At 40.1% G+C, this 24,685-nt stretch carries 23 protein-coding genes and 6 tRNA genes; 22 read left to right on the plus strand and 7 right to left on the minus strand.

Going from position 1 to position 24,685, the window contains the following annotated elements; all coding sequences use genetic code 11:
* Nucleotides 1-8 precede the first annotated feature (8 nt).
* The 3 genes from F1560_RS21230 to F1560_RS21240 form a co-directional block, all read right to left on the minus strand.
* On the minus strand, nt 9-935 hold the full coding sequence (locus F1560_RS21230; RefSeq protein ID WP_149476606.1) for an EamA family transporter: 927 nt from the start codon (nt 933-935) through the stop codon (nt 9-11).
* Between the two features lie 245 nt (nt 936-1,180).
* A complete protein-coding gene (locus tag F1560_RS21235; protein WP_149476607.1) occupies nt 1,181-1,570 on the minus strand; it encodes an RDD family protein in 390 nt (129 codons plus the stop codon).
* A gap of 151 nt (nt 1,571-1,721) precedes the next feature.
* A complete protein-coding gene (locus tag F1560_RS21240) occupies nt 1,722-2,126 on the minus strand; it encodes a cytidine deaminase (RefSeq protein WP_149476608.1) in 405 nt (134 codons plus the stop codon).
* 223 nt (nt 2,127-2,349) lie between these two features.
* On the opposite strand from F1560_RS21240, the gene F1560_RS21245 reads away from it, so the two are divergent.
* On the plus strand, nt 2,350-2,553 hold the full coding sequence (locus tag F1560_RS21245) for a hypothetical protein (RefSeq protein ID WP_149476609.1): 204 nt from the start codon (nt 2,350-2,352) through the stop codon (nt 2,551-2,553).
* Between the two features lie 98 nt (nt 2,554-2,651).
* On the opposite strand, the gene F1560_RS21250 is transcribed toward F1560_RS21245, so the two are convergent.
* Both F1560_RS21250 and fabI read right to left on the minus strand, forming a co-directional pair.
* Nucleotides 2,652-3,371 (minus strand): YwaF family protein, encoded by a 720-nt coding sequence (locus F1560_RS21250; protein WP_149476610.1) that lies wholly within the window; start codon nt 3,369-3,371, stop codon nt 2,652-2,654.
* A gap of 192 nt (nt 3,372-3,563) precedes the next feature.
* Entirely contained in the window at nt 3,564-4,340 is a 777-nt protein-coding gene (gene fabI, locus F1560_RS21255) for an enoyl-ACP reductase FabI (protein ID WP_149476611.1), read from the minus strand.
* A 298-nt stretch (nt 4,341-4,638) separates the two neighbouring features.
* On the opposite strand from fabI, the gene F1560_RS21260 reads away from it, so the two are divergent.
* The 10 genes from F1560_RS21260 (at nt 4,639) to F1560_RS21305 (ending at nt 9,969) form a co-directional block, all read left to right on the plus strand.
* A tRNA-Glu gene (locus F1560_RS21260) sits at nt 4,639-4,713 on the plus strand.
* Between the two features lie 4 nt (nt 4,714-4,717).
* A tRNA-Val gene (locus F1560_RS21265) sits at nt 4,718-4,793 on the plus strand.
* Nucleotides 4,794-4,796: 3 nt separating this feature from the next.
* Nucleotides 4,797-4,872: transfer RNA gene (locus F1560_RS21270), tRNA-Thr, on the plus strand.
* Nucleotides 4,873-4,908: 36 nt separating this feature from the next.
* Nucleotides 4,909-4,993: transfer RNA gene (locus tag F1560_RS21275), tRNA-Tyr, on the plus strand.
* Nucleotides 4,994-5,003: 10 nt separating this feature from the next.
* Nucleotides 5,004-5,078: transfer RNA gene (locus tag F1560_RS21280), tRNA-Gln, on the plus strand.
* A gap of 78 nt (nt 5,079-5,156) precedes the next feature.
* Nucleotides 5,157-5,229, plus strand: a tRNA-Lys gene (locus F1560_RS21285).
* 280 nt (nt 5,230-5,509) lie between these two features.
* On the plus strand, nt 5,510-6,799 hold the full coding sequence (locus F1560_RS21290) for a hydroxymethylglutaryl-CoA reductase, degradative (protein WP_149476612.1): 1,290 nt from the start codon (nt 5,510-5,512) through the stop codon (nt 6,797-6,799).
* On the plus strand, nt 6,796-7,755 hold the full coding sequence (gene mvk / locus F1560_RS21295) for a mevalonate kinase (protein WP_149476613.1): 960 nt from the start codon (nt 6,796-6,798) through the stop codon (nt 7,753-7,755). Before F1560_RS21290 ends, mvk begins: the two co-directional genes overlap by 4 nt.
* Nucleotides 7,756-7,875: 120 nt before the next feature.
* The gene (gene mvaD, locus F1560_RS21300) at nt 7,876-8,853 is read left to right on the plus strand and encodes a diphosphomevalonate decarboxylase (RefSeq protein WP_149476614.1); all 978 of its coding nucleotides are present in this window, start codon (nt 7,876-7,878) and stop codon (nt 8,851-8,853) included.
* Nucleotides 8,854-8,865: 12 nt separating this feature from the next.
* Nucleotides 8,866-9,969: a phosphomevalonate kinase gene (locus F1560_RS21305; RefSeq protein WP_149476615.1), complete on the plus strand. Its 1,104-nt coding sequence runs from the start codon at nt 8,866-8,868 to the stop codon at nt 9,967-9,969.
* Between the two features lie 132 nt (nt 9,970-10,101).
* Here the strand turns inward: F1560_RS21305 and F1560_RS21310 are convergent, their stop codons facing one another.
* A complete protein-coding gene (locus F1560_RS21310) occupies nt 10,102-10,254 on the minus strand; it encodes an aspartyl-phosphate phosphatase Spo0E family protein (protein ID WP_149476616.1) in 153 nt (50 codons plus the stop codon).
* Between the two features lie 272 nt (nt 10,255-10,526).
* Between F1560_RS21310 and sigW the strand changes: the two genes are divergently transcribed.
* The 10 genes from sigW (at nt 10,527) to F1560_RS21360 (ending at nt 21,487) form a co-directional block, all read left to right on the plus strand.
* Nucleotides 10,527-11,090 (plus strand): RNA polymerase sigma factor SigW, encoded by a 564-nt coding sequence (gene sigW / locus F1560_RS21315; RefSeq protein ID WP_149476617.1) that lies wholly within the window; start codon nt 10,527-10,529, stop codon nt 11,088-11,090.
* Nucleotides 11,091-11,105: 15 nt separating this feature from the next.
* Entirely contained in the window at nt 11,106-11,744 is a 639-nt protein-coding gene (gene rsiW / locus F1560_RS21320; protein ID WP_149476618.1) for an anti-sigma-W factor RsiW, read from the plus strand.
* A 191-nt stretch (nt 11,745-11,935) separates the two neighbouring features.
* The gene (gene cdaA, locus F1560_RS21325) at nt 11,936-12,757 is read left to right on the plus strand and encodes a diadenylate cyclase CdaA (RefSeq protein ID WP_149476619.1); all 822 of its coding nucleotides are present in this window, start codon (nt 11,936-11,938) and stop codon (nt 12,755-12,757) included.
* Nucleotides 12,750-13,994 carry a CdaR family protein gene (locus F1560_RS21330; protein ID WP_149476620.1) on the plus strand — a complete coding sequence of 415 codons (1,245 nt, stop codon included), beginning with the start codon at nt 12,750-12,752 and terminating at the stop codon, nt 13,992-13,994. The genes cdaA and F1560_RS21330 overlap by 8 nt, the downstream gene beginning before the upstream one ends.
* A gap of 53 nt (nt 13,995-14,047) precedes the next feature.
* A complete protein-coding gene (gene glmM / locus F1560_RS21335) occupies nt 14,048-15,394 on the plus strand; it encodes a phosphoglucosamine mutase (protein WP_149476621.1) in 1,347 nt (448 codons plus the stop codon).
* A gap of 195 nt (nt 15,395-15,589) precedes the next feature.
* Complete coding sequence (locus F1560_RS21340; RefSeq protein WP_149476622.1) at nt 15,590-16,264, plus strand: response regulator transcription factor; 675 nt, start codon at nt 15,590-15,592, stop codon at nt 16,262-16,264.
* Nucleotides 16,265-16,282: 18 nt separating this feature from the next.
* A complete protein-coding gene (locus tag F1560_RS21345) occupies nt 16,283-17,662 on the plus strand; it encodes a sensor histidine kinase (RefSeq protein WP_149476623.1) in 1,380 nt (459 codons plus the stop codon).
* A 71-nt stretch (nt 17,663-17,733) separates the two neighbouring features.
* The gene (locus tag F1560_RS21350; protein ID WP_149476624.1) at nt 17,734-18,801 is read left to right on the plus strand and encodes an ABC transporter permease; all 1,068 of its coding nucleotides are present in this window, start codon (nt 17,734-17,736) and stop codon (nt 18,799-18,801) included.
* The gene (locus tag F1560_RS21355) at nt 18,798-19,457 is read left to right on the plus strand and encodes an ABC transporter ATP-binding protein (RefSeq protein WP_149476625.1); all 660 of its coding nucleotides are present in this window, start codon (nt 18,798-18,800) and stop codon (nt 19,455-19,457) included. The genes F1560_RS21350 and F1560_RS21355 overlap by 4 nt, the downstream gene beginning before the upstream one ends.
* 242 nt (nt 19,458-19,699) lie before the next feature.
* Nucleotides 19,700-21,487 carry a S9 family peptidase gene (locus tag F1560_RS21360; RefSeq protein ID WP_149476626.1) on the plus strand — a complete coding sequence of 596 codons (1,788 nt, stop codon included), beginning with the start codon at nt 19,700-19,702 and terminating at the stop codon, nt 21,485-21,487.
* Nucleotides 21,488-21,530: 43 nt separating this feature from the next.
* Here the strand turns inward: F1560_RS21360 and F1560_RS21365 are convergent, their stop codons facing one another.
* On the minus strand, nt 21,531-22,058 hold the full coding sequence (locus F1560_RS21365) for a GNAT family N-acetyltransferase (protein ID WP_149476627.1): 528 nt from the start codon (nt 22,056-22,058) through the stop codon (nt 21,531-21,533).
* Nucleotides 22,059-22,613: 555 nt separating this feature from the next.
* Here F1560_RS21365 and glmS point away from each other — a divergent pair.
* Complete coding sequence (glmS, locus tag F1560_RS21370) at nt 22,614-24,416, plus strand: glutamine--fructose-6-phosphate transaminase (isomerizing) (RefSeq protein ID WP_149476628.1); 1,803 nt, start codon at nt 22,614-22,616, stop codon at nt 24,414-24,416.
* Nucleotides 24,417-24,685: the final 269 nt, after the last annotated feature.

The raw sequence follows: 24,685 nt of genomic DNA on the forward strand, positions 1-24,685 counted from the left end.
TAATGTATTTAGTGCACATACCGCTTTCGCTTCAATATTACCTGCCAAAGTCCTCGCATCTCGCCAACAGCAATAGCTGCTAGAATTAGTAAAACGCCAAACCATCTAGAAGGTGCAACATATTCTGCTAATCCAATATAGGCAATAACTACCGATACAGGAAGCTCAACCGCACCAAGAATGGTGGCTAAGCTTGCTGGTAGATGTGGTGTTGACATGGCGAACATGAGTGGCGTTAAAATTAGTCCACATAGAGCGAGTGCTCCTGCATAAATCCAGATGCTACCACTGCTCAAGACATTAGCATTTAATGTCAGGTGTGGTGGAAATAGAATAAAGATTAATAGAGCTGCACCTGTCACCATAATTGGTGACCGAATCGTTGCTGGAACATTAACCGCTACACGTCCACTGACGATAATAAAGGCGGAATAAGTAAATGCAGAGCCGATTCCAAGTAGGAAGCCGATAAGTGTTATCTCGCTTAATCCACCATTAAACACATCTGCCGCGAATAATACACCAACTAATGTTAGTGCAACAGTGAGCAATATCTTGCCGCTTGGTTTTCGGCGATAAATGATCCATTCAAATAACACCCCAACCCATACAAATTGGAATAATAAAACAACGGCTAGTGATGCTGGTAGATATTGCATAGAGCCATAATAAAGAACACTTGTTAAACCGGTGAAGCTTCCTGCGACCATAAGGGAGAGTATCGTTTTGAAGGAAAGCTTTTTAACTGCCTGGGGATGTCGTTTGATAGCAAATAACCCAATAATCCAAAGGACAACAAAAGCGATGCTTGCCTGTACAACATTAATTTCACTGAGAGACCAGCCTGCAGCAAAACCTAATTTAATAAATAACGGGTTCAGCCCAAAGAAAAAAGCCCCTAAAGAGAAAATGATAATAGCATGATGTCTTTTCATATGATTTCCTCCGTTACTATTTAAAAAATATGATATCTATTTAAAGAAGACCATCTTATCTATTATAGCATATTTACTAGGGTTTTTGGATGCCGACTAGCTGTTAAAAATTGCTGGTAAGGTTAAAGTAATTGGAGGTTTCCTTGGATTTGAGGGTTATTTTCATTATCAAAAGCAAAAAACGAGGTTAAGGCATAGCCTTGTCCTCGTTTAGGGAATCCATTACGAATTTATTGTGCACCTTATTATACCTCTCGAACCACTGTCCCTGCAACCTCGTCATGAGGCAATACGGAGCCATCTTCACCTTCAAATGCTTTTCGGTCCTTCATGTATTTAAACGTGCTTAACGAATCTCGGTAAGCCATTCGTTTTATAATTTGGCCAGATGTTATCTCAGATCCATCCTCATTTTCAAGGGCTAGTCCCATTGTTTTATACCCAAGCGTTTGACCGCATGTTTTTAGTTGAGCATATTCCAAAGACCACATGACAAGAGTTGGAGTAACGAACGCATGGAAAGCTTCATTTTTAATTTTTTTCTTTAAAAAATACTCGACACCAGCTGATGCGACACCTGAAATAACACTGTCGATAAGAACCGCTTTTGTACGCTTTTTCGTAATTGCTTTCACTAGAATTCCCCCTGTAAATTTAGTTGTTTCTATTATGTACGAGTGCTGCTCGAAAAGGTTTCGCTTTATCATGAGAAAATTGTTGTTTAGTGATACTTTTTATCATGTGATTGCCTGTGAACCTTGATTAGGAGATGCCTATAAAGGATCATTATTCCTCACAATAAGCCTTATACCAATGGAAAGGCTGAATTTCAGCAAGTGTTTTAAATATAAGGTCTCCACTCACTGTGGTAATGGCAGCTTTTGTCGTCGGTCCCCAATAGAATAGTCTTTCCTGGCACACACCACATGGAGTTAGTATTTTAAATGGGCTTTGTTCATCATCCCTTACGACACAAATACTATGTGTAATTTTTGTATCGAGCTTATGCGCCTCTAAAATCGCACCGGTTTCCATACATAATTCGGTGGAAGCATTGATAACGTCCGGTGCAACACTAGTAAGGATTCTCCCATCTTCTGTATACATCGCTGCAGCGCCGCCCCAGCCAGTGGGGTACCTTTTTGTTAGTAACTGGGTAGCAGCTTCATAAAGTTTATGTTCTATGTCCATTTGTTCCCCTCCAATTCTCTCTTATATATTATTAAAGCATATCTTGAGCTTCGTTTGTAAAGTTCCTTACTTTTTGAAAACAGCTTAGAAAATCCGGTGGGAAATTCGAAAATGCCATCGAAAAAAGTCACTTTTAGGGAATCAAGTACCTGCTGTTTTTAGATTATATCCATTTGTATGATGAAAGAAGAGCGTACATAGTGCTGATGAGGAGGAATATCAAATGCGCGAAGAAATCATGAAGCAGCCAAAAGAAGAGGCAGAAAAAGTACTGGAATTGCAGAACTATTATTTTGATAAGGGCGTTGTACGCGGTTTCGAACGCGGTATTGAACATGGAATTGATCAAGGGAAGAAAGCACAAGCCATTGAGGTTGCAAAGAAGCTGTTATCTAAAGAAATGCCTCTGGGGATATTGCGGAAATAACTTTGAGTAAGAAGAAGTAAAACGCCTTGCAAGAAGCTGTAATTAAATTGTATCGAAGGACCTCCAATGCTCAAATTAAGAAAGCTCTCATAGCACTGCTAAGAAAGCTTCTTCTTCTGACAGAATCGATACAAATAATAAAGCCCGATAAACACTACGAGTCCCAATAAACATAACTGGACATAATAGCTTACACCACTACCAAGTAAATCAAGTGGGCTGCTGGTGCTTGGCGTATTTGCAAGATACAAGTAGTTGGAATCTAAGATAGGATTAACGAAAAAACCAATAATACTTGCGTAAATCAATAAATAACCGTACGCCTCCAATGTGGACTTTAACGTTAGTTGGACAGCATTTGTAAGGACTAGAAAGAGCCCGACAAAAGAAATCGTAATATGATGAAGGAAAAAAATAAAGAAACGAAAATTTGGGAAATCATATGGAAGCTCTGGTGTAATGAGTGCCAAAAAAGGTGGAATAAATCCAATAAAAAATGTAATCGTAATTAATTTTTTATGTTGTGTTGCAAGTGCAATTGCTCCTACTATGCTGGCAATACTACATAGATGAAGTGGCAGTTGCTCCCTCGTGCTCCAGATGCCATTCGTTGCTGCCCATGCTTGATAGCAAAGCTCGGCTAGTATTAATATGCTAAATGAAACCCATCGTAACGCATGATACCAGTTTTTATTGATTTTTTTGTACGTAAAAATGAGCGTGAGCATGACAATAAAATAAATGAAAATCATCGTAATATGACTTGGGCCAAACGCAGTAAATGGCTCTCCATCTAAGGTTCCAAACCAATCCTTCATCCTTATCCCTCCTTTCTAAAGTTAAAAAGACGCTTTGAATCATGGACTGATAGCAAAGCGTCTTACTACATTTAATTAAGAAAGCATAAAAATTATGCGACTTTATTTATCACAAAGAATAGTTACGGCAATGAAACGCTAAAAATGGAATGACGCTTATACCGTCTAGAAGCTTACAATTCATACTCCGTTCTAACCACCAATAATATGGAAACCAGAATCAACATGGAGAACTTCTCCTGTTACACCACGTGAAAGATCACTAATAAAGAATAAAGTTGCGTCCCCGACTTGATCTTGGTCAACATTGCGACGAAGTGGTGCCTTTTCTACGATTACATTTGCTTTTTCGTTAAAGCCGGATACACCCTTAGCTGATAGTGTACGAATTGGACCAGCAGAGATAGCGTTAACGCGGATGTCATATTTACCTACATCTTCTGCTAGGTAGCGGACGCTTGCCTCTAAGGAAGCTTTTGCCACACCCATGACATTGTAGTTTGGAATAACGCGTTCGGCACCTAGGTAGGATTGCGTAACGATGCTTCCTCCCTCAGTCATCAATTCTTTTGCTGCTTTTGTAACGGCAACAAGTGAATAAGCGCTGATTTCCTGAGCTAGTAAGAAACCATCGCGTGAAGTGTCGGCATACTCTCCTTTTAACTCTTCACGTTTTGCGAATGCAACAGAGTGTACGAGTCCGTGAATAACGCCTACTTTTTCTTTGATCTCTTGAAATGCTTCTTGAATACTTTCATCGCTTGCAACGTCACAGGAGACGACAAGCTTTGGCTCGATATCGTTTTGCTCCAATAATTTAACCAACTTTTGGTGTGAACGTTCCTGTCTATTTGTAAAAATTAAGTTCGCTCCAGCATTGTGAAGTGATTTTGTAATTCCCCAAGCAATACTTCTTTCATTGGCAACACCCATTATAACAACGTTTTTTCCTTGTAGTAGACTTGACATAATAAACCTCCATCAAAATATCTTTTTTCTATTATAACCTATTAGGACCTGGTGATGAAACTAAAATAAAAATCTAAGTAACTTCGTAATAAATCTAGCACAAAACCCGTTTGTAATATTCTTTTTATTGTATCGAAAACCTTAATATGCAAGGGGTTTTGCGACTTTTTATAAAAAAACGTAAAAAAAATCAAATTTACTCTTTACAAACATTTCAATCCTGGTTATAATAAAATTCGTCAGTCTGCGACAGGGTGTTACAAAGTTTGTCGTAATTACTGATTTGAAACGAAAGTATGGCCCGTTGGTCAAGCGGTTAAGACACCGCCCTTTCACGGCGGTATCACGGGTTCGAATCCCGTACGGGTCACCAACATGGAGGATTAGCTCAGCTGGGAGAGCACCTGCCTTACAAGCAGGGGGTCGCAGGTTCGAGCCCTGCATCCTCCACCATTTGCCGGCCTAGCTCAATTGGTAGAGCAACTGACTTGTAATCAGTAGGTTGGGGGTTCAAGTCCTCTGGCCGGCACCATTTCTTGTATAAAATGAAAAGATAAGTTTATAATATGGAGGGGTAGCGAAGTGGCTAAACGCGGCGGACTGTAAATCCGCTCCCTCAGGGTTCGGCAGTTCGAATCTGCCCCCCTCCACCACTTATATTGTTGGGCTGTAGCCAAGCGGTAAGGCATCGGGTTTTGATCCCGTGTACCCTAGGTTCGAATCCTAGTAGCCCAGCCATTTTTTTATTTTAGGATTATTTACAAGTTCGTTCTAACGAGCATATTGAATTAATCCACACCTTCCGTTTTTCTACATGAGCCATTAGCTCAGTCGGTAGAGCATTTGACTTTTAATCAAAGGGTCGAAGGTTCGAATCCTTCATGGCTCATCAATTTAACATTATCCAGTTTTGGATTATATACAGCAGAGATAAAATAAACAAGGTCGTTGTGATAATATGCATACTACCTTGTTTATTTGCATTTTAAGTGGATTTTTTACATAATAGATACAGTGATTTTATTTTTAGGGACGCATCATTTTCTGTTAATAAGAGCAGGAAGCTTCTAATGAAAAAAACTATGATATCGTGTTATAATTTATTCAATGAAAAGTGTAACGATTGAAGTATCGATTCTTATATAATCAATATTAAAGGATGATCCAGGATGAACTCTTCCAGAATCCCCGGTTTCTATAATATGTCTGTTGAACAACGACGGGAGCTTTTAAAAGATAATTTTCATTTATCTCCAGAGGAATGGAACGATCTATATGTGAAAGAACCTCTATCTACAGCAACAGCAGATAAGATGATAGAGAATGTGATTGGAACATTTCAACTTCCATTAGGTTTGGGGTTGAATTTTCTCATAAACGGGAAAGAATATATAGTGCCAATGGCTGTTGAAGAAGCTTCTATTATTGCATCTGCAAGCCATATCGCTAAAATTGTCAGAAGTGCCGGTGGGTTCCAAACGGAAGCGACGGAACGTGTAATGATTGGTCAAATCCAAGTCATCGGCTGCTCCGATTTTCAAGCTGCTAAGCAGGCATTGCTTGAAGCGAAAGATTCGTTAATCCAAGCAGCAAATGCAGCCTACCCGAGTATTGTTGCTCGAGGTGGAGGAGCACAGGATATGGACGTTCGCATCCTGAATGAGGAAGCAGATTCGACTTATAATCAGATGCTTGTGATGCATATGTATATCAACACGTGTGATGCAATGGGAGCAAATATCATCAATACGATGGTTGAATCGATTGCACCAATTGTCGAAGAAATCACGGGTGGAAAAGTTTATCTGCGAATTTTATCAAATTATGCCGATGAATGCTTGGCGCGAGCGCACTGTGTTATTCCTCCCGCATTACTTGCTACGGGTGAATTCTCAGGTGAGGAAGTACGTGATGGTGTGATTCATGCATTTGAATTTGCATCATCTGATCCGTACCGTGCTGTTACGCATAATAAAGGTATAATGAACGGGATTGACCCAGTTGTAATCGCAACTGGAAATGATTGGAGAGCCGTGGAAGCTGGTGCACATGCATATGCAGCCAGGAATGGCAGCTACGGTTCGATGACAACCTGGTCAAAAGATGAAGCAGGTAATTTAGTTGGTGAAATTGAATTACCAATGGCTATTGGAACGGTTGGTGGGGCAACCCGAGTCCATCCATTAGCAAAGCTTTCATTATCTATGATGCATATTGAGTCAGCCAAAGAGCTTGCTCAAGTAATTGTAGCAGTTGGATTGGCGCAAAATCTCGGAGCTTTGAAGGCATTAGCAACAGATGGTATCCAAAAGGGCCATATGGCTTTACATTCTCGCTCTGTTGCGATTGCAGCAGGAGCCACAGGGGAGATGGTTGATATCATTGCAGAACAATTAATCGAACAAAAAGAAATCCGTGTCGGAAAAGCTAAAGAATTGGTGGAACAGTATACAAAATGAGTGCAGAAAAAGTAACAACTTCAGAGAAAACAGCTATTGGTATAGCTCATAGTAAACTAATTTTGATTGGAGAGCATGCGGTTGTACACGGACAACCAGCAATTGCGATTCCATTTCCATTAATTGGTGTTGAAACAGTCATTGAACGTGTGCCAGGTACGGTTAAAATGGATAGTTCTTTTTATCATGGTCCACTATATTTAGCACCAGAAGCCCTGCAAGGAATTGTTAAGTGTGTTGAAGCGTCGTTAGAATATTTGGAAATTCCTTGCAAAGACCTGCTGATTCGAATTAATTCCTCTATTCCGCCTGGAAAAGGGTTAGGCTCGAGTGCGTCTGTTGCGATCTCTGTGATTCGGTCTTTATTTGACTTTGCTGATAGAGAATGTACAGACGAGGAGCTATTAGAGCTTGCAAATGTAGCGGAGACTTATGCGCATGGGGCTCCAAGTGGGCTTGATACGCTTACAATTACATCTCGTTCTCCTGTATGGTATAAGAAAGAAAATCCAATTGATTACATTGACCTTGGAGAGGATTTCCATTTTATTGTCGCTGATTCAGGAAGAGTTGGTGATACACGTACATCCGTGGAATCCGTTGCGAAGCTTCTCAAGTCAGCGCCGAAAAGAATTCAGCGAAAAATGGATCGAATTGGTGAATTAACCCATCAAGCGAAGCATGCATTGGAGCGGGCTAGTAAACATTTTCTTGGACAACTATTGAATGAAGCGCAGAAAGAACTGGAATCACTAGGTGTTAGTGATGCAGGATTGAATAAATTGATTTATTTCGCTCGTAAAGAAGGAGCCTTAGGTGCGAAATTAACAGGTGGAGGCAACGGCGGCTGTATTATCGCACTTGCCCAAAATGAAGTGCATTCAAAATTGCTTGCAGAGAAGCTAAAAAAGTACGGTGCAACAGCTGTGTGGCCGTTTGTATTGAAAAAACATTAGAAAACTTGGCATTCGCTATTAGATTCGGTGAATGCCTTAGTTGCACTTATGCACATTGGTAAGTTTTGTACTTTCTTATTTGCGAAATAAGAAGAATAGAGAGACAAGGGAGATATAATGATGAAAGCTACAGCAAAAGCACATACAAATATTGCTTTAATCAAATACTGGGGAAAGCGTGATGAACGGCTGATTTTACCTACAAATAGCAGCCTTTCCCTCACATTGGATGGCTTTTCTACAACAACTACTGTAGCTTTTCAAGAGGATTTATCCGAAGATCAATTTATGTTGGACAATCAGCGTGTAGAGGGGGAGGCTTTCCGTCGTGTGACAAAATTCCTCGACTTAATTCGCCAGCACGCAGGAAAAGAACAGTTATATGCGACGGTGAATTCAATCAATGATGTTCCTACTGCTGCTGGTTTTGCCTCATCAGCGTCTGGGTTTGCAGCACTAGCAGCAGCAGGTGCTAAAGCAATCGGACTAGACTTGGATGATCAAGCATTATCCCGTCTAACTCGTCAAGGGTCAGGGTCAGCTTGCCGTTCTATCTATGGTGGCTTTGCAGAATGGGAAATGGGAGAACTTACGGACGGTTCGGATTCGTATGCTGTCCCAATTGCTCCAGCCGAGCGTTGGGATGTTCGTGTAGCTGCTGTTGTCCTTTCGTCCACGATGAAAAAAGTGTCGAGTCGTGCTGGAATGAAGCGAACGGTTGAGACATCTCCGTTTTATGCTGGCTGGATTGACAGTATTCCAAATGATTTGAAACAAATAAAAGAAGCAATTGCAGCGAAGGATTTTGAGAAGGTAGGAAGTATTGCTGAAGCGAATTGTCTCAAGATGCATGCAACGACGTTGGCGGCGAATCCTCCATTCACGTATTGGCATGATACGACAATGCGTGTGATGCAAACGGTCGGGGACATGCGAGGAGATGGAATTCCGGCATACTTTACGATTGATGCAGGGCCGAATGTGAAAGTCCTTTACTTGCCAGAGGATGAAGTACGTGTTAAGCAAAAACTTTCTGAAATATCCGGTGTTTCGGATGTGATTTTAAGTAAACCGGGGCAAGGAATAAGCTATCTTTAGGGGGCAGACGTCTTGGGTAATACATCAATGACTATAAGAGTACCAGGGAAGTTAATGATTGCCGGAGAATTTGCTGTTCTTGAGGCCTATCAAAAACTAGCGGTTACGGCTGTAAATCGGTTCGTTTATGCGACAATTGAACGTAGTGAAAGAAACAGTCTAACGTTACATGATTTTAATCTCGAGAAGCTGAAATGGGAATATGAAGCTGGAGAAATAAAAATCCATTCGAATGATGAACGCGTTCAGTTCGTATGTGATGCGATGACAGTCGTTTATACATACTTAGAGGAAAATGAAATTCATCCAGACAGTTTCCAGTTAGCGATTCGAAGCGAATTGGATGACCGTTCTGGTATTAAATATGGGTTAGGGTCAAGTGCGGCAGTTGTAACATCTGTTATTGCAGCTGTTCTTAATAAATTCCTTGGAGAAAAGCCTGCCCCAGAGCTAGTTTTTAAACTTGCGGCTATTTCTCATGTGAAAACCCAAGGAAATGGATCGGGTGCAGATGTAGCTGCTTCATCATACGGTGGATTACTACAGTATGCCTCGTTTCAAGCGGAATGGCTATTGGATGCATATATGAATCGAAATTCGATAACAGATTTGGTTGAAAGAAATTGGACGTATTATGGCGCGAAATCGATACAAATGCCGAAAAACATCTATTTTTGTGTAGGCTGGACAGGGAAACCAGCATCGACCTCGAAACTTGTCGATCGAATTTTACAATTAAAATCAGACCAGCCAGAAGCCTTTGAGCGTTTTCTGGCTGCAAGTAAATTGGCAGTCGATCATTTTCTGCAAGGTATGGAAGAAGCGAACGTGGAGCTCCTATTAAAAGGAGTGAAACAAAATAGAGAGGCTTTGGCTAACGTTGGCAGGGATGCCGATACGTTGATTGAAACGCCTCTACTCGGCACGTTATGTGATTTGGCAGAGTCCTTAGGCGGAGCGGGGAAGCCGTCAGGAGCTGGTGGTGGAGATTGTGGTATTGCTTTTATGCCATCAAAACAACAAGCGGATGAACTGATGAAAGCTTGGGAGGAGGCAGGCATTAAAGCCTTGAGCCTTCAACCGTATCCATATGGCGCTACTGTCATTGATAAATAATATAGAATAGACAGGGTAATTTGATCGTTCTGAGTCACTATAATTTTTGCCCAAACAAAAAAGACATTCATTCCCTGCTCAGTTGGAGAGCATTTTGATGTCTTTTTTTTACCCTATTCGTCTCTTTTTCTATTAGTAGAGGTGCTTTTGGTATGCGTTAATTAATTCGTCTAACTTAACACTTGATGCAATAACAGCCTCAGAAGTCAGGTCATGTGTTGTAGAAAGTGAAATCATCTCTTCGCGGCATGCTTCAATTTTTTCAATTAAATGATCTTTATTCACAATTCTGTCCTCCTATCTAGTATACTATAATAGAAAATTACCCAAATTATTGCAATAGTAAACGTGTGTGAACGTTTTGTGTCTTTTTAGAAAAAGTGTTTTTTGAGTGGCGAATTCAGACAGACTGGATGTTTGTCAAGCCTTGGGGCGCATGACTTAGTTGAACCTATGCAGGTAGGAAGGTTTTAATATTTTTTTGTTAAATAAAGTTTGAAACCTTTTGTATTACATATTCGTATAACAAGTACCGCATAGTAAGCGGAGGTAACCTGATGGATCAGATCATAATAGAAAAAATAAAACAAGTGAAAAAAGGAGATCAATCTGCATTTGCGGATGTTGTTTCCTTTTACCAAGATAAAATATACCAGCATTGTTTACGAATGCTAGGTAATGCACATGAAGCAGAGGATATGGCGCAAGAAGCTTTTATTCGTGCATATGTGAATATCCATTCGTTCGATGATCGTAGAAAGTTTTCTACATGGTTGTATCGGATTGCGACGAATTTGACAATCGATCGGATCCGTAAACGAAAGCCAGATTATTATCTGGATGCAGAGATCAGAGGGACGGAAGGGTTGGATATGTATTCCCAGCTGGCGAGCGAGGAGCGGCTACCTGGAGAGGAAGTTGAAAGCTTAGAATTACAACGCTATATTCATCACGAAATTTCCCAGCTTCCACCGAAATATCGTAGCATTATTATGTTGCGTTATTTGGAAGAGTTTTCCCTTCAAGAAATAAGCGACATCTTAGATATACCTTTAGGAACGGTGAAAACCCGAATTCATCGTGGGAGAGAAGCTTTAAGGAAAAGGCTTCGTCATGTGTAAAGGAGTGTGAAACACTTGGAATGTAATAAAGAATCGGTTGAATTGATGCATAAATATTTGGACGGTGATCTTTACAAGAAGGAAGAGGAACAGCTACGTGCGCATCTAGAAACTTGTGAAGCTTGCCAACATCATTTCCATGAGCTAAAGCGTACGATTACATTGATTAAGAGTGCGGAGCATTTCACGGCGCCAATGGACTTCACGCAGAAAGTCATGGATAGACTTCCGACCGAGAAGAAACGTGTAACCTATATGCGATGGTTTAAGATGCACCCTGTACTCACCGCGGCGGCAATATTTTTCGTGTTGATGATGACTGGAATGTTTGCTTCTTGGAGTGAGGACGGTCAGTTAGTTGTATCGAAACAAGAAGAGCTAGTCATTCAGGGAGATACGGTGATTGTCCCAGAAGGAGTGACTGTTCCTGGAGATGTCCTTGTGAAAAATGGGAAATTACTAATTAAAGGTACAATTGATGGGAACGTAACGTTAGTAAATGGAAAGCTTATTAGTGATGATGGTTCGTTAAATGGAGAAGGGCTGATGGCTTCAGCCGGTGGAGTCAATGGTGAATTAGAAACGGTTGATCAGATGTTCGAATGGATGTGGTATCAACTGAAAAGCTTTCTTAGAGGTGTTTTCTCCTTTTAAAAGCGGTTGAAATACCCCAGGTAAGACATAAAATCTTATCTGGGTTTTTGTGTTCATCATGCAATATGTTTTGGAAATATTGTGTTATAATAAGTATCGTTCCTATCTTTTTAGATTAGGTTCTAAATAGATCGTTTGTATGAGTTGAACGAGAGTTAGACTAAATTATTATTGCAAAAGGATGTGTGCACATGCTTGATGGGGGATTCGATTTAATTGACCTGCTAAGAATAGGCGTAGATATAGCTCTCGTCTGGTATGTATTATATAAATTAATGATGCTGATTAGAGGTACAAAAGCAATCCAGCTTTTAAAAGGAATTGCCGTTGTACTTGTGGTCTGGCTATTGAGTATATTACTAAATTTACAAACCATGCAATGGCTAACGAATCAAGCCATTTCCTGGGGGTTAATTGTTATCATCATTTTATTCCAACCGGAGCTAAGGAGAGCGCTCGAGCAACTCGGTCGAGGGAACCTTTTTGCGCGGAGTGTGAAGTCAGAAGAAGAAATGATGCAACAGGAAATTGATGCGATTGTACAGTCGTGCAGTTATATGGCAAAGCGAAGAATCGGTGCCTTAATTTCGATTGAACGTGAGACGGGTATTGGTGAATATGCTGAAACAGGGATTGCGATCAATGGAAAACTGTCGCATCAGCTGCTAACAAATATTTTTACTCCGAATACACCGTTACATGATGGTGCTGTTATCATTAAAGAGGGTGAAATTACAGCAGCTGCTTGTTATCTTCCTTTATCAGAAAGTCCATTTATTTCGAAGGAGCTAGGGACGAGGCATCGTGCGGCAATGGGGATTAGCGAGGTTACCGATGCGTTGACAATTATTGTTTCAGAGGAAACAGGTGCGGTTTCTTGTACAAAGAACGGAGAACTACACCGTGACCTGGATCAGGATCATCTACGCGGTATGTTAGAAGCCCATTTATCCCTAAGTCAAAAGACCTCTGAGAAAAAGTCGTGGAAACGAAGGGGGAACAAGAATGGATAATTGGTTTAAGAGTAAATGGTTTGTCCGACTTGCTTCTTTAGCTTTCGCGGTGTTCTTATATATTTTTGTGAATGTAACGGTTAATTCGTCTCACTCTGATCCAACATTTTCAGGTAGAGCCGATCAATCGCAAACACTTGATGATGTACCAGTTGAAATAAGGATTGATGAACAAAACTATGTGGTTAGTGGTGTACCTCAATTTGTAACGGTTAGCTTACAAGGAAGTCCTGGAAACTTAACCCCACTCGCTCTGCAACGTAATTTTGACGTGTTTGTAGATTTACAAGGGTTAGAAGAAGGGGATCATGTGGTAGAATTGCAACACAATATCTCCAATGACCTTACTGTATTTATTGAGCCAAAGACGATTGAGGTTACAATTGAAGAAAGGGCGAGCGAAGAGTTTGCTGTAGTTGCTGATTTTATTAATGAGGATAAAATGGCGCCAGGATATGAGCTGGTTGATTATACACTCGAACCAGCTACCGTTACGATTACAAGTTCAAGGTCCATTATTGATCAAATTGGTATTGTAAAGGTATATGTTAATTTAGAAGGTTTGGATAGCTCGATTAATAATCGTGAGCTACCTGTGAATGTCTATGATACGCAGGGGAATGAATTGACAGTTCGAGTTGCACCAGAGAATATTCAAATATCGGCTGAAGTTGATAACCCGAGTAAGTCGGTACCTGTATCCGTTGAAACGACAGGTGAGCTACCAGAGGGCTATGCATTAAATTCGATTTCTGCTAATGTAGACGAGGTGGAGGTTTTTTCCACTAGTGAAGTGCTAGATGGAATTTCTGAGCTTTCGACAGAGGCAATTGATTTATCCGAAATTACCGAATCTGGTACAATAGATGCGCAACTTTCCTTACCAGAGGGTGTAAATGTTCCTGATATGGAAACAATTGAGGTAACAGTCGATGTAGAACAGACATTTGTTTTTGAAGGATTAACGATTGAAGAAGAAAACCTACCAGACGGACAAGCGGTTACCTTTGTTGAACCTGAAACTGCAGAAATGGATGTTACGGTTACAGGTAGCGAAGCGGACATAAAAGGATTAACAGCTGAAGATATTCGTATTTTCATTGATTTAAGCGATCTGGAGCCTGGAGAGCATCAAATTCCAATTACGATTGAAGGGCCAGATCTTGATGATATAACAATTACAGGAGAATTAGAAGAAGTTACAATTGCGATTAGTGAATTGGAATCGAATGAATAATTCATTTGTAAGCAAACAGCTGAATTGGATGTAAGTTAAAGGAGAGGTAACGAATGGGAAAATATTTTGGAACGGATGGTGTGAGAGGCGTAGCCAATAAGGACCTAACACCAGAATTAGCATACAAGCTAGGACGCTATGGTGGTTACGTGTTGACGAATGGAATGGAGAGACCTCGCGTTGTTATCGGACGTGATACACGAATTTCAGGTCATATGCTTGAAGGGGCTTTATTAGCTGGTCTCTTATCTATCGGTGCAGAAGTAATGCGACTTGGAGTGATTTCAACGCCGGGTGTTGCTTATTTAACAAAAGCTACAAGTGCACAAGTTGGTGTTATGATTTCGGCATCGCATAACCCTGTTGAGGATAACGGAATTAAATTCTTCGGTCCAGATGGCTTTAAATTGACGGATGATCAAGAAGCGGAGATTGAAAAGCTCATAGATGCAGAAGATGCCTTGCCACGTCCTACGGGTGCTGGTGTTGGAATTGTTACCGATTATTTCGAAGGCGGACAAAAATATCTTTCCTATTTGAAGGATACGATTGATAATGATTTCGAAGGGCTTCAAATTGCAATTGATTGTGCACATGGAGCGACATCTAGTTTAGCTACGCACCTGTTCGCTGACTTAGAGGCAGATATTTTTTCAATTGGATCGACACCAGATGGTCTTAATATAAATGACGGTTTTGGATCTACACATCCAGAAAAACTACAAGCATTTGTTGCAGAAAAGAAAGCAGACATTGGCCTTGCATTTGATGGGGATGGCGATCGTCTCATCGCGGTTGATGAAAAAGGAAACATCGTTGATGGCGACCAAATTATGTTTATTTGCGCGAAGTATTTGAATGAAAAGGGATTGCTCAAGAAGAATACGGTTGTATCAACAGTAATGAGTAATCTTGGTTTCTACAAAGCAATTGAAGAAAGCGGTATGCGTAGTGATAAAACGGCAGTCGGTGATCGCTACGTGATGGAGGAAATGCGTAACGGTGGTTACAACCTTGGTGGAGAACAATCCGGTCACATTATCTTCCTTGATTACATCACAACTGGGGATGGAATGCTATCCGCATTGCAGCTTGTAAACGTGATGAAGGAAACAGGTAAGCCTTTATCGGAGCTTGCTAGTGAAATGACTATTTTCCCACAAGTATTAAAAAATGTGAAAGTAACCGATAAAAACGAAGCATTAAGCAACCCGGTTATTTTAGATGAAATTAAAGCAGTAGAAACGAAGCTCGCAGGACAAGGACGCGTTTTAGTAAGACCATCTGGAACAGAGCCACTCGTCCGTGTCATGGTCGAAGCTCCAACTGCTGACGAATGTGAAAAATATGCCGACCAAGTTGTGAAGGTTATTGATGACTTGCTTGGGTTAAAAGAATAATTTTTAGGAACTGCTCTCTTAAGAAAATGGAGGGCAGTTTTTTTGTTGTGCATATATGTGGAATCTAGCACGCATTTTAAAGAAGGCTGATGTACACAAATTCAGGACGGGATGAAACGAACGAAAGTCCAACATGAATCACTCTGCGAAGATATGGTATGGTAAAACTAGTACAAATTAGGAGGTTCAGACGTCATGATTACGATTTTAATTGTTGATGATGATCCGCATATCCGTGAGTTGCTTCGTTTTTATTTGCAAAAGGATGGTTATAAGACGATAGAGGCTGTCGATGGACAAGATGCATTGCAGCGATTAGAGGGAAGCAGCGTACATTTGGCAGTTGTTGATATTATGATGCCGAATGTGGACGGCTACCAGCTGTGTGAGGAGATACGTAATGATTATGATATTCCTGTGCTCATGCTTACCGCAAAGGACGGGATTTCAGATAAGGAGAAGGCCTTTCTAGCTGGAACGGATGATTATATTGTAAAGCCATTCGAGCCGAAGGAAGTGCTATTCCGTATAAAAGCATTGCTTAGACGATTTCAAATTACCAATGAAGAAGTGATCCGAATTGGGAAAGATACGGTAATTAACCGAAAAAGCTATGAAGTGCAGACGAAAGGCAAAACAATGATTTTACCCTTAAAAGAATTTGAGCTGCTTGCACAATTAGCGAATTATCCGAACCGAATATTTTCGCGGGAGCAATTAATTCAACTGATTTGGGGAAATGACTATGAAGGAAATGACCGAACGGTGGATGTGCATATTAAGCGGCTTCGCGAGCGTTTTGCTCCAATGGAAGCTGGTTTTTCGATTCAGACGATTCGGGGGTTAGGATATAAACTAGAAGTGAATTAGAGAGTTGGAGGAGCAGATATGCGAACGCTCTACGTACGGATTATTGTAATGACAATGGCAATTATGATTGCAAGTGCACTAATTGCATTTGCTGCAACAAACATTTATTACCAGCATTTTTTAAAGCCGGAAAATGATAAAAAGGTAACCCATATTGCTGAAAATATTGTAGATTTATTTGAAGAAAACCCAAATCAATCGATTGCGGACTATTTAACAGCAATGACAGATTTAGGGTATACCTTTTATCTTGTGACACCAGAAGGGGATGCATTAACGTTTGGAAATCCTTTTTCATCTGAACATCTGGATAAAAGTCATATCAATCATGTTTTTCATGGAAATACCTATCATGGTATTGCGAATTACCCTTGGAAACCCTTTGTAACAGGTTTTTTTGATAATGAAGTGAAAAATACAATTGGAGTTCCGATTCAGGTGAACGGTGACACGCATGCACTATTTGTTCGTCCAAATTCTACCCAGCAATTTGGAGAAATGCGGATTTTTCTAGCAATATTACTTGTTTTAGCATTGCTATTTAGCTTTTTATTAGTACTAACAAGCAGTCGTTATATTGTGAAGCCAATTAAGAAATTGACAGAAGCAACGAGAAAGATTGCTGCTGGAAATTATCATCTTAAGCTTGACGTTAATCGCAAGGATGAGATTGGTAGGCTGGCAAATGACTTTTCAACGATGAGCAGTAGTTTAGCCCGAACAGAAGAAAAGCGTCAAGAGTTCGTGTCGAATGTTTCTCATGAAATTCAATCGCCATTAACATCGATTCAGGGTTTCTCTCAAGCTTTGCAAGAAGAGGAAATGTCTGAGGCAGAGCAACAGCGTTATCTAGCTATTATCGAAAGTGAAAGCAAGCGATTATCAGCTTTGAGTAAACAGCTCCTTACCCTATCCAATTTAGATAGCGAAGTGGACATCAATGACTTTGTTCCGTTTGATCTTACTGAGCAATTAAAGGAAGTTGTTTTAACAATGGAATGGCAATGGCGGGAAAAACAAATTGCGATAGAGCTCGATACTCCTCCTACTACAATTATTGGCGAGCCAAAGTTGTTGCAGCAGGTTTGGGTAAATTTAATTGCAAATGCAATTCGCTATACAGATTCAGGAGGAAAGATATCGATTCACACAGCGACTGATAAATCCTATGTACAGGTTACGGTGAAAGACACGGGGATTGGTATTAGCGAGGAAGATTTACCACAGCTTTTTGATCGATTCTATAAAGTCGATAAAGCCCGGACGAGAACAGAAAACAGTACTGGCTTAGGTCTTTCGATTGTGAAAAAAATAATGGAGGTACATGGCGGTACAATTATGGTAGAAAGCGAGCTCGGGAAAGGGTCTGTATTTACAGTATCTCTTCCTCAGAAGTAACGATTCGTTCATCCTCCGTTCATATTCAACGTATATGCTATGAAACATAAAGAAATAAAGGAGTGAACAGGATGTTTCTAGCTATACGGGAACTAGCACATGCGAAAATTCGTTATGCCTTAATCGGCTTTATCATTGTATTAATTGCTAGTCTGATTTTTATTATCTCTGGATTGGCAAAGGGATTATCTGCAGATAATGCATCAGCAATTCAAAACTTGCAGGTGGATTATGTATTAATGGATACCGATGCTGAACTCGAGATGACAAAGTCAATTATTTCGAGGGAGGATCTAGATAAAGTTTCACAGATTGATGGGGTTGCACAAGCCAATTCCCTTTCCGTTCGGATGATGAATGCTTCTATCAATGATACTGATCAGAATGAAGATGTGGCTTTATTTGTGACGGAATCAGATAGCATGCTTTTACCACCAGTCCGTGAAGGGAAGCCAATTGCTCAAGAGAATGAGGTGATTGCCGATCGTACCTTACAGCGAGAGGGTATTGAAGTTGGTGATACGCTGACATTTGGAGAGCAACGTGAATTAACGGTTGTAGGGTTTGCTGAAGATAGTCAGCGCTATAGCCATACGTCTGTTGTATTTGTAGATGGGGGAGAAAGCGAACATATCAATGCTATTACAATTAGAGTTGATGAATCACGTGTCGATGAAATTCGAAATGCTGTTGGTAATTCGTTCGATATGGTGACGAGAGAGGAAGCGTTAAAAGGAATTCCAAGCTACTCACAGGAACAAGCTTCGTTAAATATGATGATCGTACTCCTATTCGTGATTACAGCATTTGTTTTAGCTGCGTTTTTTTATGTCATTACATTGCAGAAGCGAGATCAATTCGGGGTGCTAAAAGCATTAGGCGCGAAAACGACGTATCTTGTACAAAACTTAGTCGGGCAAGTTGTCCTCATTTCTATCCTATGTATTGGCATTGCGGTTGGATTAACACTTGGGATAGCTGCAATTTTACCAGAGGAAATGCCATTTTTATTAACAGCTGATGGAATGATTCAGACGTCCATTCTAATTCTAATCGTATCGGTTATTGGGGCATTTCTATCACTCATCCAAATCGTTAAAATTGATCCAATCGAAGCAATAGAGGGGGCAGGAAAATGACAATCGTAATGGAGAATGTATCAAAGTTATATCAAGATGGTCCAAAGTCCTTTAAAGCGTTGGATTCGATTTCTTTGGAAGTGAAGAAAGGGGAGTTCCTTGCGATCATCGGTCCTTCTGGCTCTGGAAAAAGTACGATGTTATCGATAGCGGGTGCCCTTTTATCGCCGACGAATGGAACCGTTTGGCTAGATGGAGAGAATATTGCAAACCTATCTTCGAAACAAATTACTGCTCGAAGATTAAAGAAAATTGGTTTTGTCTTTCAAGCGGCAAATTTAATACCTTATTTAAAAGTGAAGGATCAATTAACTGTTATCAATATGCTAGCCAAACATAAGGACAGAGCAAATGAAGGGGCACTGTTGAGACATTTTGGACTAGCACATCGAGCTACTAATTACCCGAATGAGCTTTCTGGAGGAGAAAGACAACGAGTAGCAATAGCGCGGGCGCTCATCAACGATCCAAAACTAATTCTTGCTGATGAGCCAACCGCAAGCTTAGATTCGAAGCGTGGCCGAGAAGTGGTCGAAACACTTGCGAATGAAATTAAATCACGAGGGAAATCGGGAATTATGGTCACCCATGATGAAAGAGTACTCGATTTATGTGACCGGGTCGTTACGATTCGTGATGGAAGGTTAGAAGAATAGATTGGAAAAAAAGAGCCTGGGGGTTTTCTCCAGGCTCATCTGCAATTTCCTCCACCTAATACGAGTTCCGCCTGAGGTCTGAACGAATATCCCACCTCCGCAGGTTCACTGTGATGCGAATGTTGATACAATAAAACTTAACTACAAACGTTTACTGTACAAGGATAAATCGTTTATAATAAAAATATCCATTATTTTAAGTTTTTTCAGAATAAACGAACCAAAAACCGAGGAGGATAATGATGATTCAATTTCCTAAACCGAAAGTGGAACAGTTTTTTCGTACGTCTAATATTTATGATTTTGCTGTAAGTGGTGATGAGAAGCGGCTTATTTTTAGTTCTAATTTAAATGGAAAAGTTAATTTATGGGCGATCGATTTGCCGAACACATCTCCCTATTTATTTGCCCATCGTGATGAATCAACCAACTTTATTAAGTTTGATCCAGAAAATCGTTATGTGTTAGCTGGCTATGATAAGGATGGAGACGAGAATTATCAGATTTATGCTGTTCCAAGTGAAGGAGGACTCCCACAACCGTTAATAACTGGTGATGCCAAGGAAAAGTATTTCTTTTGTCATTTGAGTGAGGACGGAGAACGAGTCTATTATATGACTTCAGAGGGCAACCCTTCATTTCTAAATGCGCGGGTACGTAATTTGAAGGATAATGCTGATACATTGCTGAACGAGGGAGAGGTCTCGCCAACTTATTTAGCTGCTGTATCGGATAATGAGGATGCTTTTGTATATACGCGTATGTTCGCAAATACATATGTGACAGCTTTTGTGAAGGTAGGGGATGAGACACACTATTTAACACCGGATCAAGAGAAAGTCCATGTTGTTTTCAGTCCTGTTTTTACGAATGATGAGACAATCTATTTCGTAACCAATTATGATAGCGAATATAATTATCTGGCTAAATATGATTTGAAAACAAAAACATTTTCCTCTGTTTTTTCCATCGATAAGGAGAGCATCTCTATCAAATGGGATAAGGAAAATAAAGTGTTTTATCTCATAACAGAAAAAGGAGTAGAGGATTTATTCTATCGTTTCGATCCTGAAACTGAAAAGCTTGAGAAATTAGCTTTGCCAGTCGATGTGATTGAAAAGGTGCATGTTGCTAAGTCTGGCAATCTTTATGTGCTAGGAAGAAGTGCAACGCTCCCATTCAATATTTTTACATCGAAGGACGGAAAAGATTGGGAGCAGCTAACAGATAATCGTGTACTCGGGATTAGTAGAGAGGACATGGTAGAACCAGAAGTGATCTCCTATGCGTCTTTTGATGGGATGGAAATTGAAGCGCTGCTTTTCAAAGTAAAGCCGGAAAATGATAATGGCTACACGATTTTTTGGCCACATGGCGGACCACAAGCGTCTGAGCGCAAGATGTTTCGTGCGATGTTCCAAAGTTTCCTGAACCGTGGTTATACGATATTTGCACCGAACTTCCGTGGAAGCACAGGCTATGGTTCTTCCTTTGTAAAATTGGTGGAGCAAGATTGGGGAGAAGGGCCACGATTAGATAATGTTGCAGGAATTGAGTGGCTGTTTGAAAATGGTATCGCAGACCGGGAAAAGCTGTTTCTTGTAGGTGGAAGCTATGGTGGATATATGGCGCTGCTACTGCATGGACGGCATCCGGAATATTTTAAAGCAGTCATCGATATTTTTGGACCATCAGATCTATTTACGTTTGTGAAATCTGTCCCACCACACTGGAAGCCAATTATGGATCGCTGGCTTGGCGACCCAGAACGTGATAAAGAGCGTTTTATTAAAGATTCCCCTGTTACGTATCTCGATGCGATGACAAAGCCAATGCTCGTTATCCAAGGTGCGAAGGATCCACGTGTTGTGAAAGAAGAGTCGGATCAAATCGTTGCCAAACTGGAAGCAAAAGGACGTGACGTCGAATACCTCGTGCTTGAGGATGAAGGTCATGGCTTTTCGAAAAAGGAAAATGAAATTAAAGTGTATAGCTTGATGCTGGAATTTATGGAGAAGCATCAAGGGTAAACGATATGCTATTTACTTCTCTTGTTAACCCTATGTAGTTGGGTTAGCAAGAGAATTTTTTATTCGACCATTTATAATAAACAAATGTTAGCGTCTGTCCATTCATTTCAAACGTTTCTTCGTCCGATCCTATATACGTAAATCCATTTCTCTCGAGAATGATTCTAGATGCTACATTATTAGTTGTTGTTTTGGCGTGAATCTGGTTGATACGCTGATTGACAATGCCATCTTCTAATAATAATTGCAAAGCTTTCCTTGCAATACCTTCCCCAGTATAGTTTTTGCCCACGCGATAACCTAGATGAGCTTCCATTTGAGCGGTATCAATATCAACTAGATTAATCCTGCCAAGAATCGCATTATATTGATCTTTTATTAGGTAAAAATACGAAGTACCCTGTGCTTGTTCTTCCAGTAATGCTTCATGATTACTTTTAAAAACCTCTTGCTTATAATAGTCGTCTCCCCTAGAGGGTACTGTTTGCTCAAAATACGCTCTGTTTTCCAGTTCAAATTTGAATAGAGCGTCAGCGTCCGTAGCTTTTATTTTTTCAATACATATTTCCATCGACAAACCTCCTGTTATTGGTTATGTTTTTATTATAACGAAAAATGAAGTTAATTCTCTAATTTAAAAATTAATGGATTATTGTATTGCTTTTCGAACAAAATAAAGCAATAAAGAACTTTATTACACCCACCAACATAAGCTAATCAATAACTCCTTCTTAAAAATAGGAGTGTAGGTATTGACCAAAGCGAATAGTTTCAGTTAAAATGAAAAGTGTTCTTTTGGAATTTATCCAAGCAGAACGAATTACTCAACAATAGAAAGGAGCATAGAGGTTATAGAAGCAACAAAAAGCGCCAGGACTATTTTTCAGGTCGAAGTGGAAAAATAGTTGACGAGGTTGGAGGTTATCGAAGTTTCGGCGGGTGCCTCCCGGTTGCACATCTCAATCGTTTCGCTTTATCTCTAAAACAATGAGGCGACTTATTGGACAAAAGGATAAAAGCAAGATGTCCACTATAAAAATACACGAGAGAGGGGCAGAAAGACGCCCCTTGTACAGCAAAGGAATAGGTTCGTTTTGTCTGCCCCTTATTTTAGGAGGACAACATTATGTGCGGAATTGTAGGATATATCGGACAAAATGATACGAAAGAAGTTTTATTAAACGGACTGGAAAAGCTGGAATACAGAGGATATGACTCCGCTGGTATTGCTACTCTAAATGAAGAAGGAATTAGCCTAACTAAGGTAAAAGGTCGTATTGCAGCACTACGTGAACGTGTTGATAGCTCTATTCAAGCAACAATGGGAATCGGCCACACAAGATGGGCAACACATGGTGTACCAAGTATCACGAATGCACATCCACATCAAAGTGCGTCAGGAAGGTTCACACTTGTTCATAATGGAGTTATTGAAAATTACAAGGACCTAAAAAAGGAATACCTTCAAGATGTTAGTTTCGTAAGTGATACGGATACAGAAGTAGTTGTACAATTGATCGATAAGCTTTATCAAAAACATCAGGATACGGTTGAGGCATTTCGTGAAACGATGCGTTTATTAAAAGGTTCTTATGCGATTGGTCTAATCGACGTAGAGGATCACGAGACACTGTATGTTTCCAAAAACAAAAGTCCACTTCTAGTTGGTTTAGGTGATGGATTTAACCTTGTTGCGAGCGACGCTATGGCAACATTAAAGGAAACAGACCAGTACCTTGAAATTTTTGATAAAGAAATTGTACTTGTAAATCGCAACTTTGTTGAAGTGCAAACACTAGAAGGTTCTGTTGTGGAACGCAAAGCCTACACTGCTGAAATTGATGCAAGTGATACTGAAAAGGGTACGTATGCCCATTACATGTTGAAAGAAATCGATGAGCAGCCAATTGTGATGCGTAACATTATTAAGAACTATCAAAATGAAAACAATGAACTGAAGCTTGATGCAGACATCCGCAGTGCAATGAAAGCGGCTGACCGCATTTATATTATTGCGGCAGGCACAAGCTACCATGCAGGTTTAGTTGGAAAAGAACTTATTGAGAAGCTAGCAAATATTCCAGTGGAAGTTCATGTTGCAAGTGAATTTTCATATAATACACCATTGTTATCCGAAAAACCACTGTTTGTGTTCATCTCGCAAAGTGGTGAAACAGCTGATAGCCGTGCCGTTTTAGTTAAAATAAAAGAAATGGGCCATCCGGCATTAACCATTACAAATGTGCCTGGATCCACCCTTTCTCGTGAAGCGGACCATACATTGCACTTATATGCAGGTCCCGAAATTGCTGTAGCTTCAACAAAAGCATATACTGCACAAATTGCAGTACTTGCTATTTTGGCAGTAGATACAGCAAACGTAAAAGGAATTCAATTGGACTTTGATCCATTACAAGAGCTTGCTATTGTTGCAACAGCAATGGAAACTCTAACAGGTCAGAAGGAAGAAATCGAACAATTAGCAAGAGATTACTTTGAGACAACTCGTAATGCCTTCTTTATCGGTAGAAGTGGTGATTACAATGTTTCACTTGAAGCTGCATTAAAGCTGAAAGAAATCTCCTATATCCAAGCAGAAGGATTTGCTGGTGGAGAGTTGAAACATGGAACTATCGCCCTTATCGAAGAGGGAACACCGGTAATCGCGCTTGCTACACAAGAAAATGTGAATTACTCTATTCGCAGTAATGTGCAGGAAGTTGTTGCCCGTGGTGCGAACGCAATGATCATTAGCATGAAAGGCTTAGAAGAAGACGATGATAGCTTCGTGGTCCCACATGTGAATGAACTCTTAACACCACTAGTTAGTGTAATTCCAATGCAATTATTAGCTTATTACGCTGCCTTGCATCGTGGCTGTGATGTTGATAAGCCAAGGAATTTAGCTAAGAGTGTTACGGTGGAGTAAGAGGGTTTCTAACTACTGTTGTGTTTTGTGGATTTGAAATAAAGTCGTACCGTTTATAAAAAGTCGCACCGTTTCACCCCTTTGGATATGGTTATCTAAAGGGGTGTTTTATTGTTACATTCATGAATTTTTACTCGGCAGTTGCACGAAGAATTAAATAACTTTATTCTCGTTATACAGCAGATGAAACCTAAATAAATATCAAACGTATAACAAAGATAAGCGTTTTTTAAATAAAAACAAATTTGAGATAAAGGAGTTATGTATAC

Source organism: Oceanobacillus polygoni (genome assembly GCF_008304605.1).
Lineage (GTDB): Bacteria > Bacillota > Bacilli > Bacillales > Amphibacillaceae > Oceanobacillus > Oceanobacillus polygoni.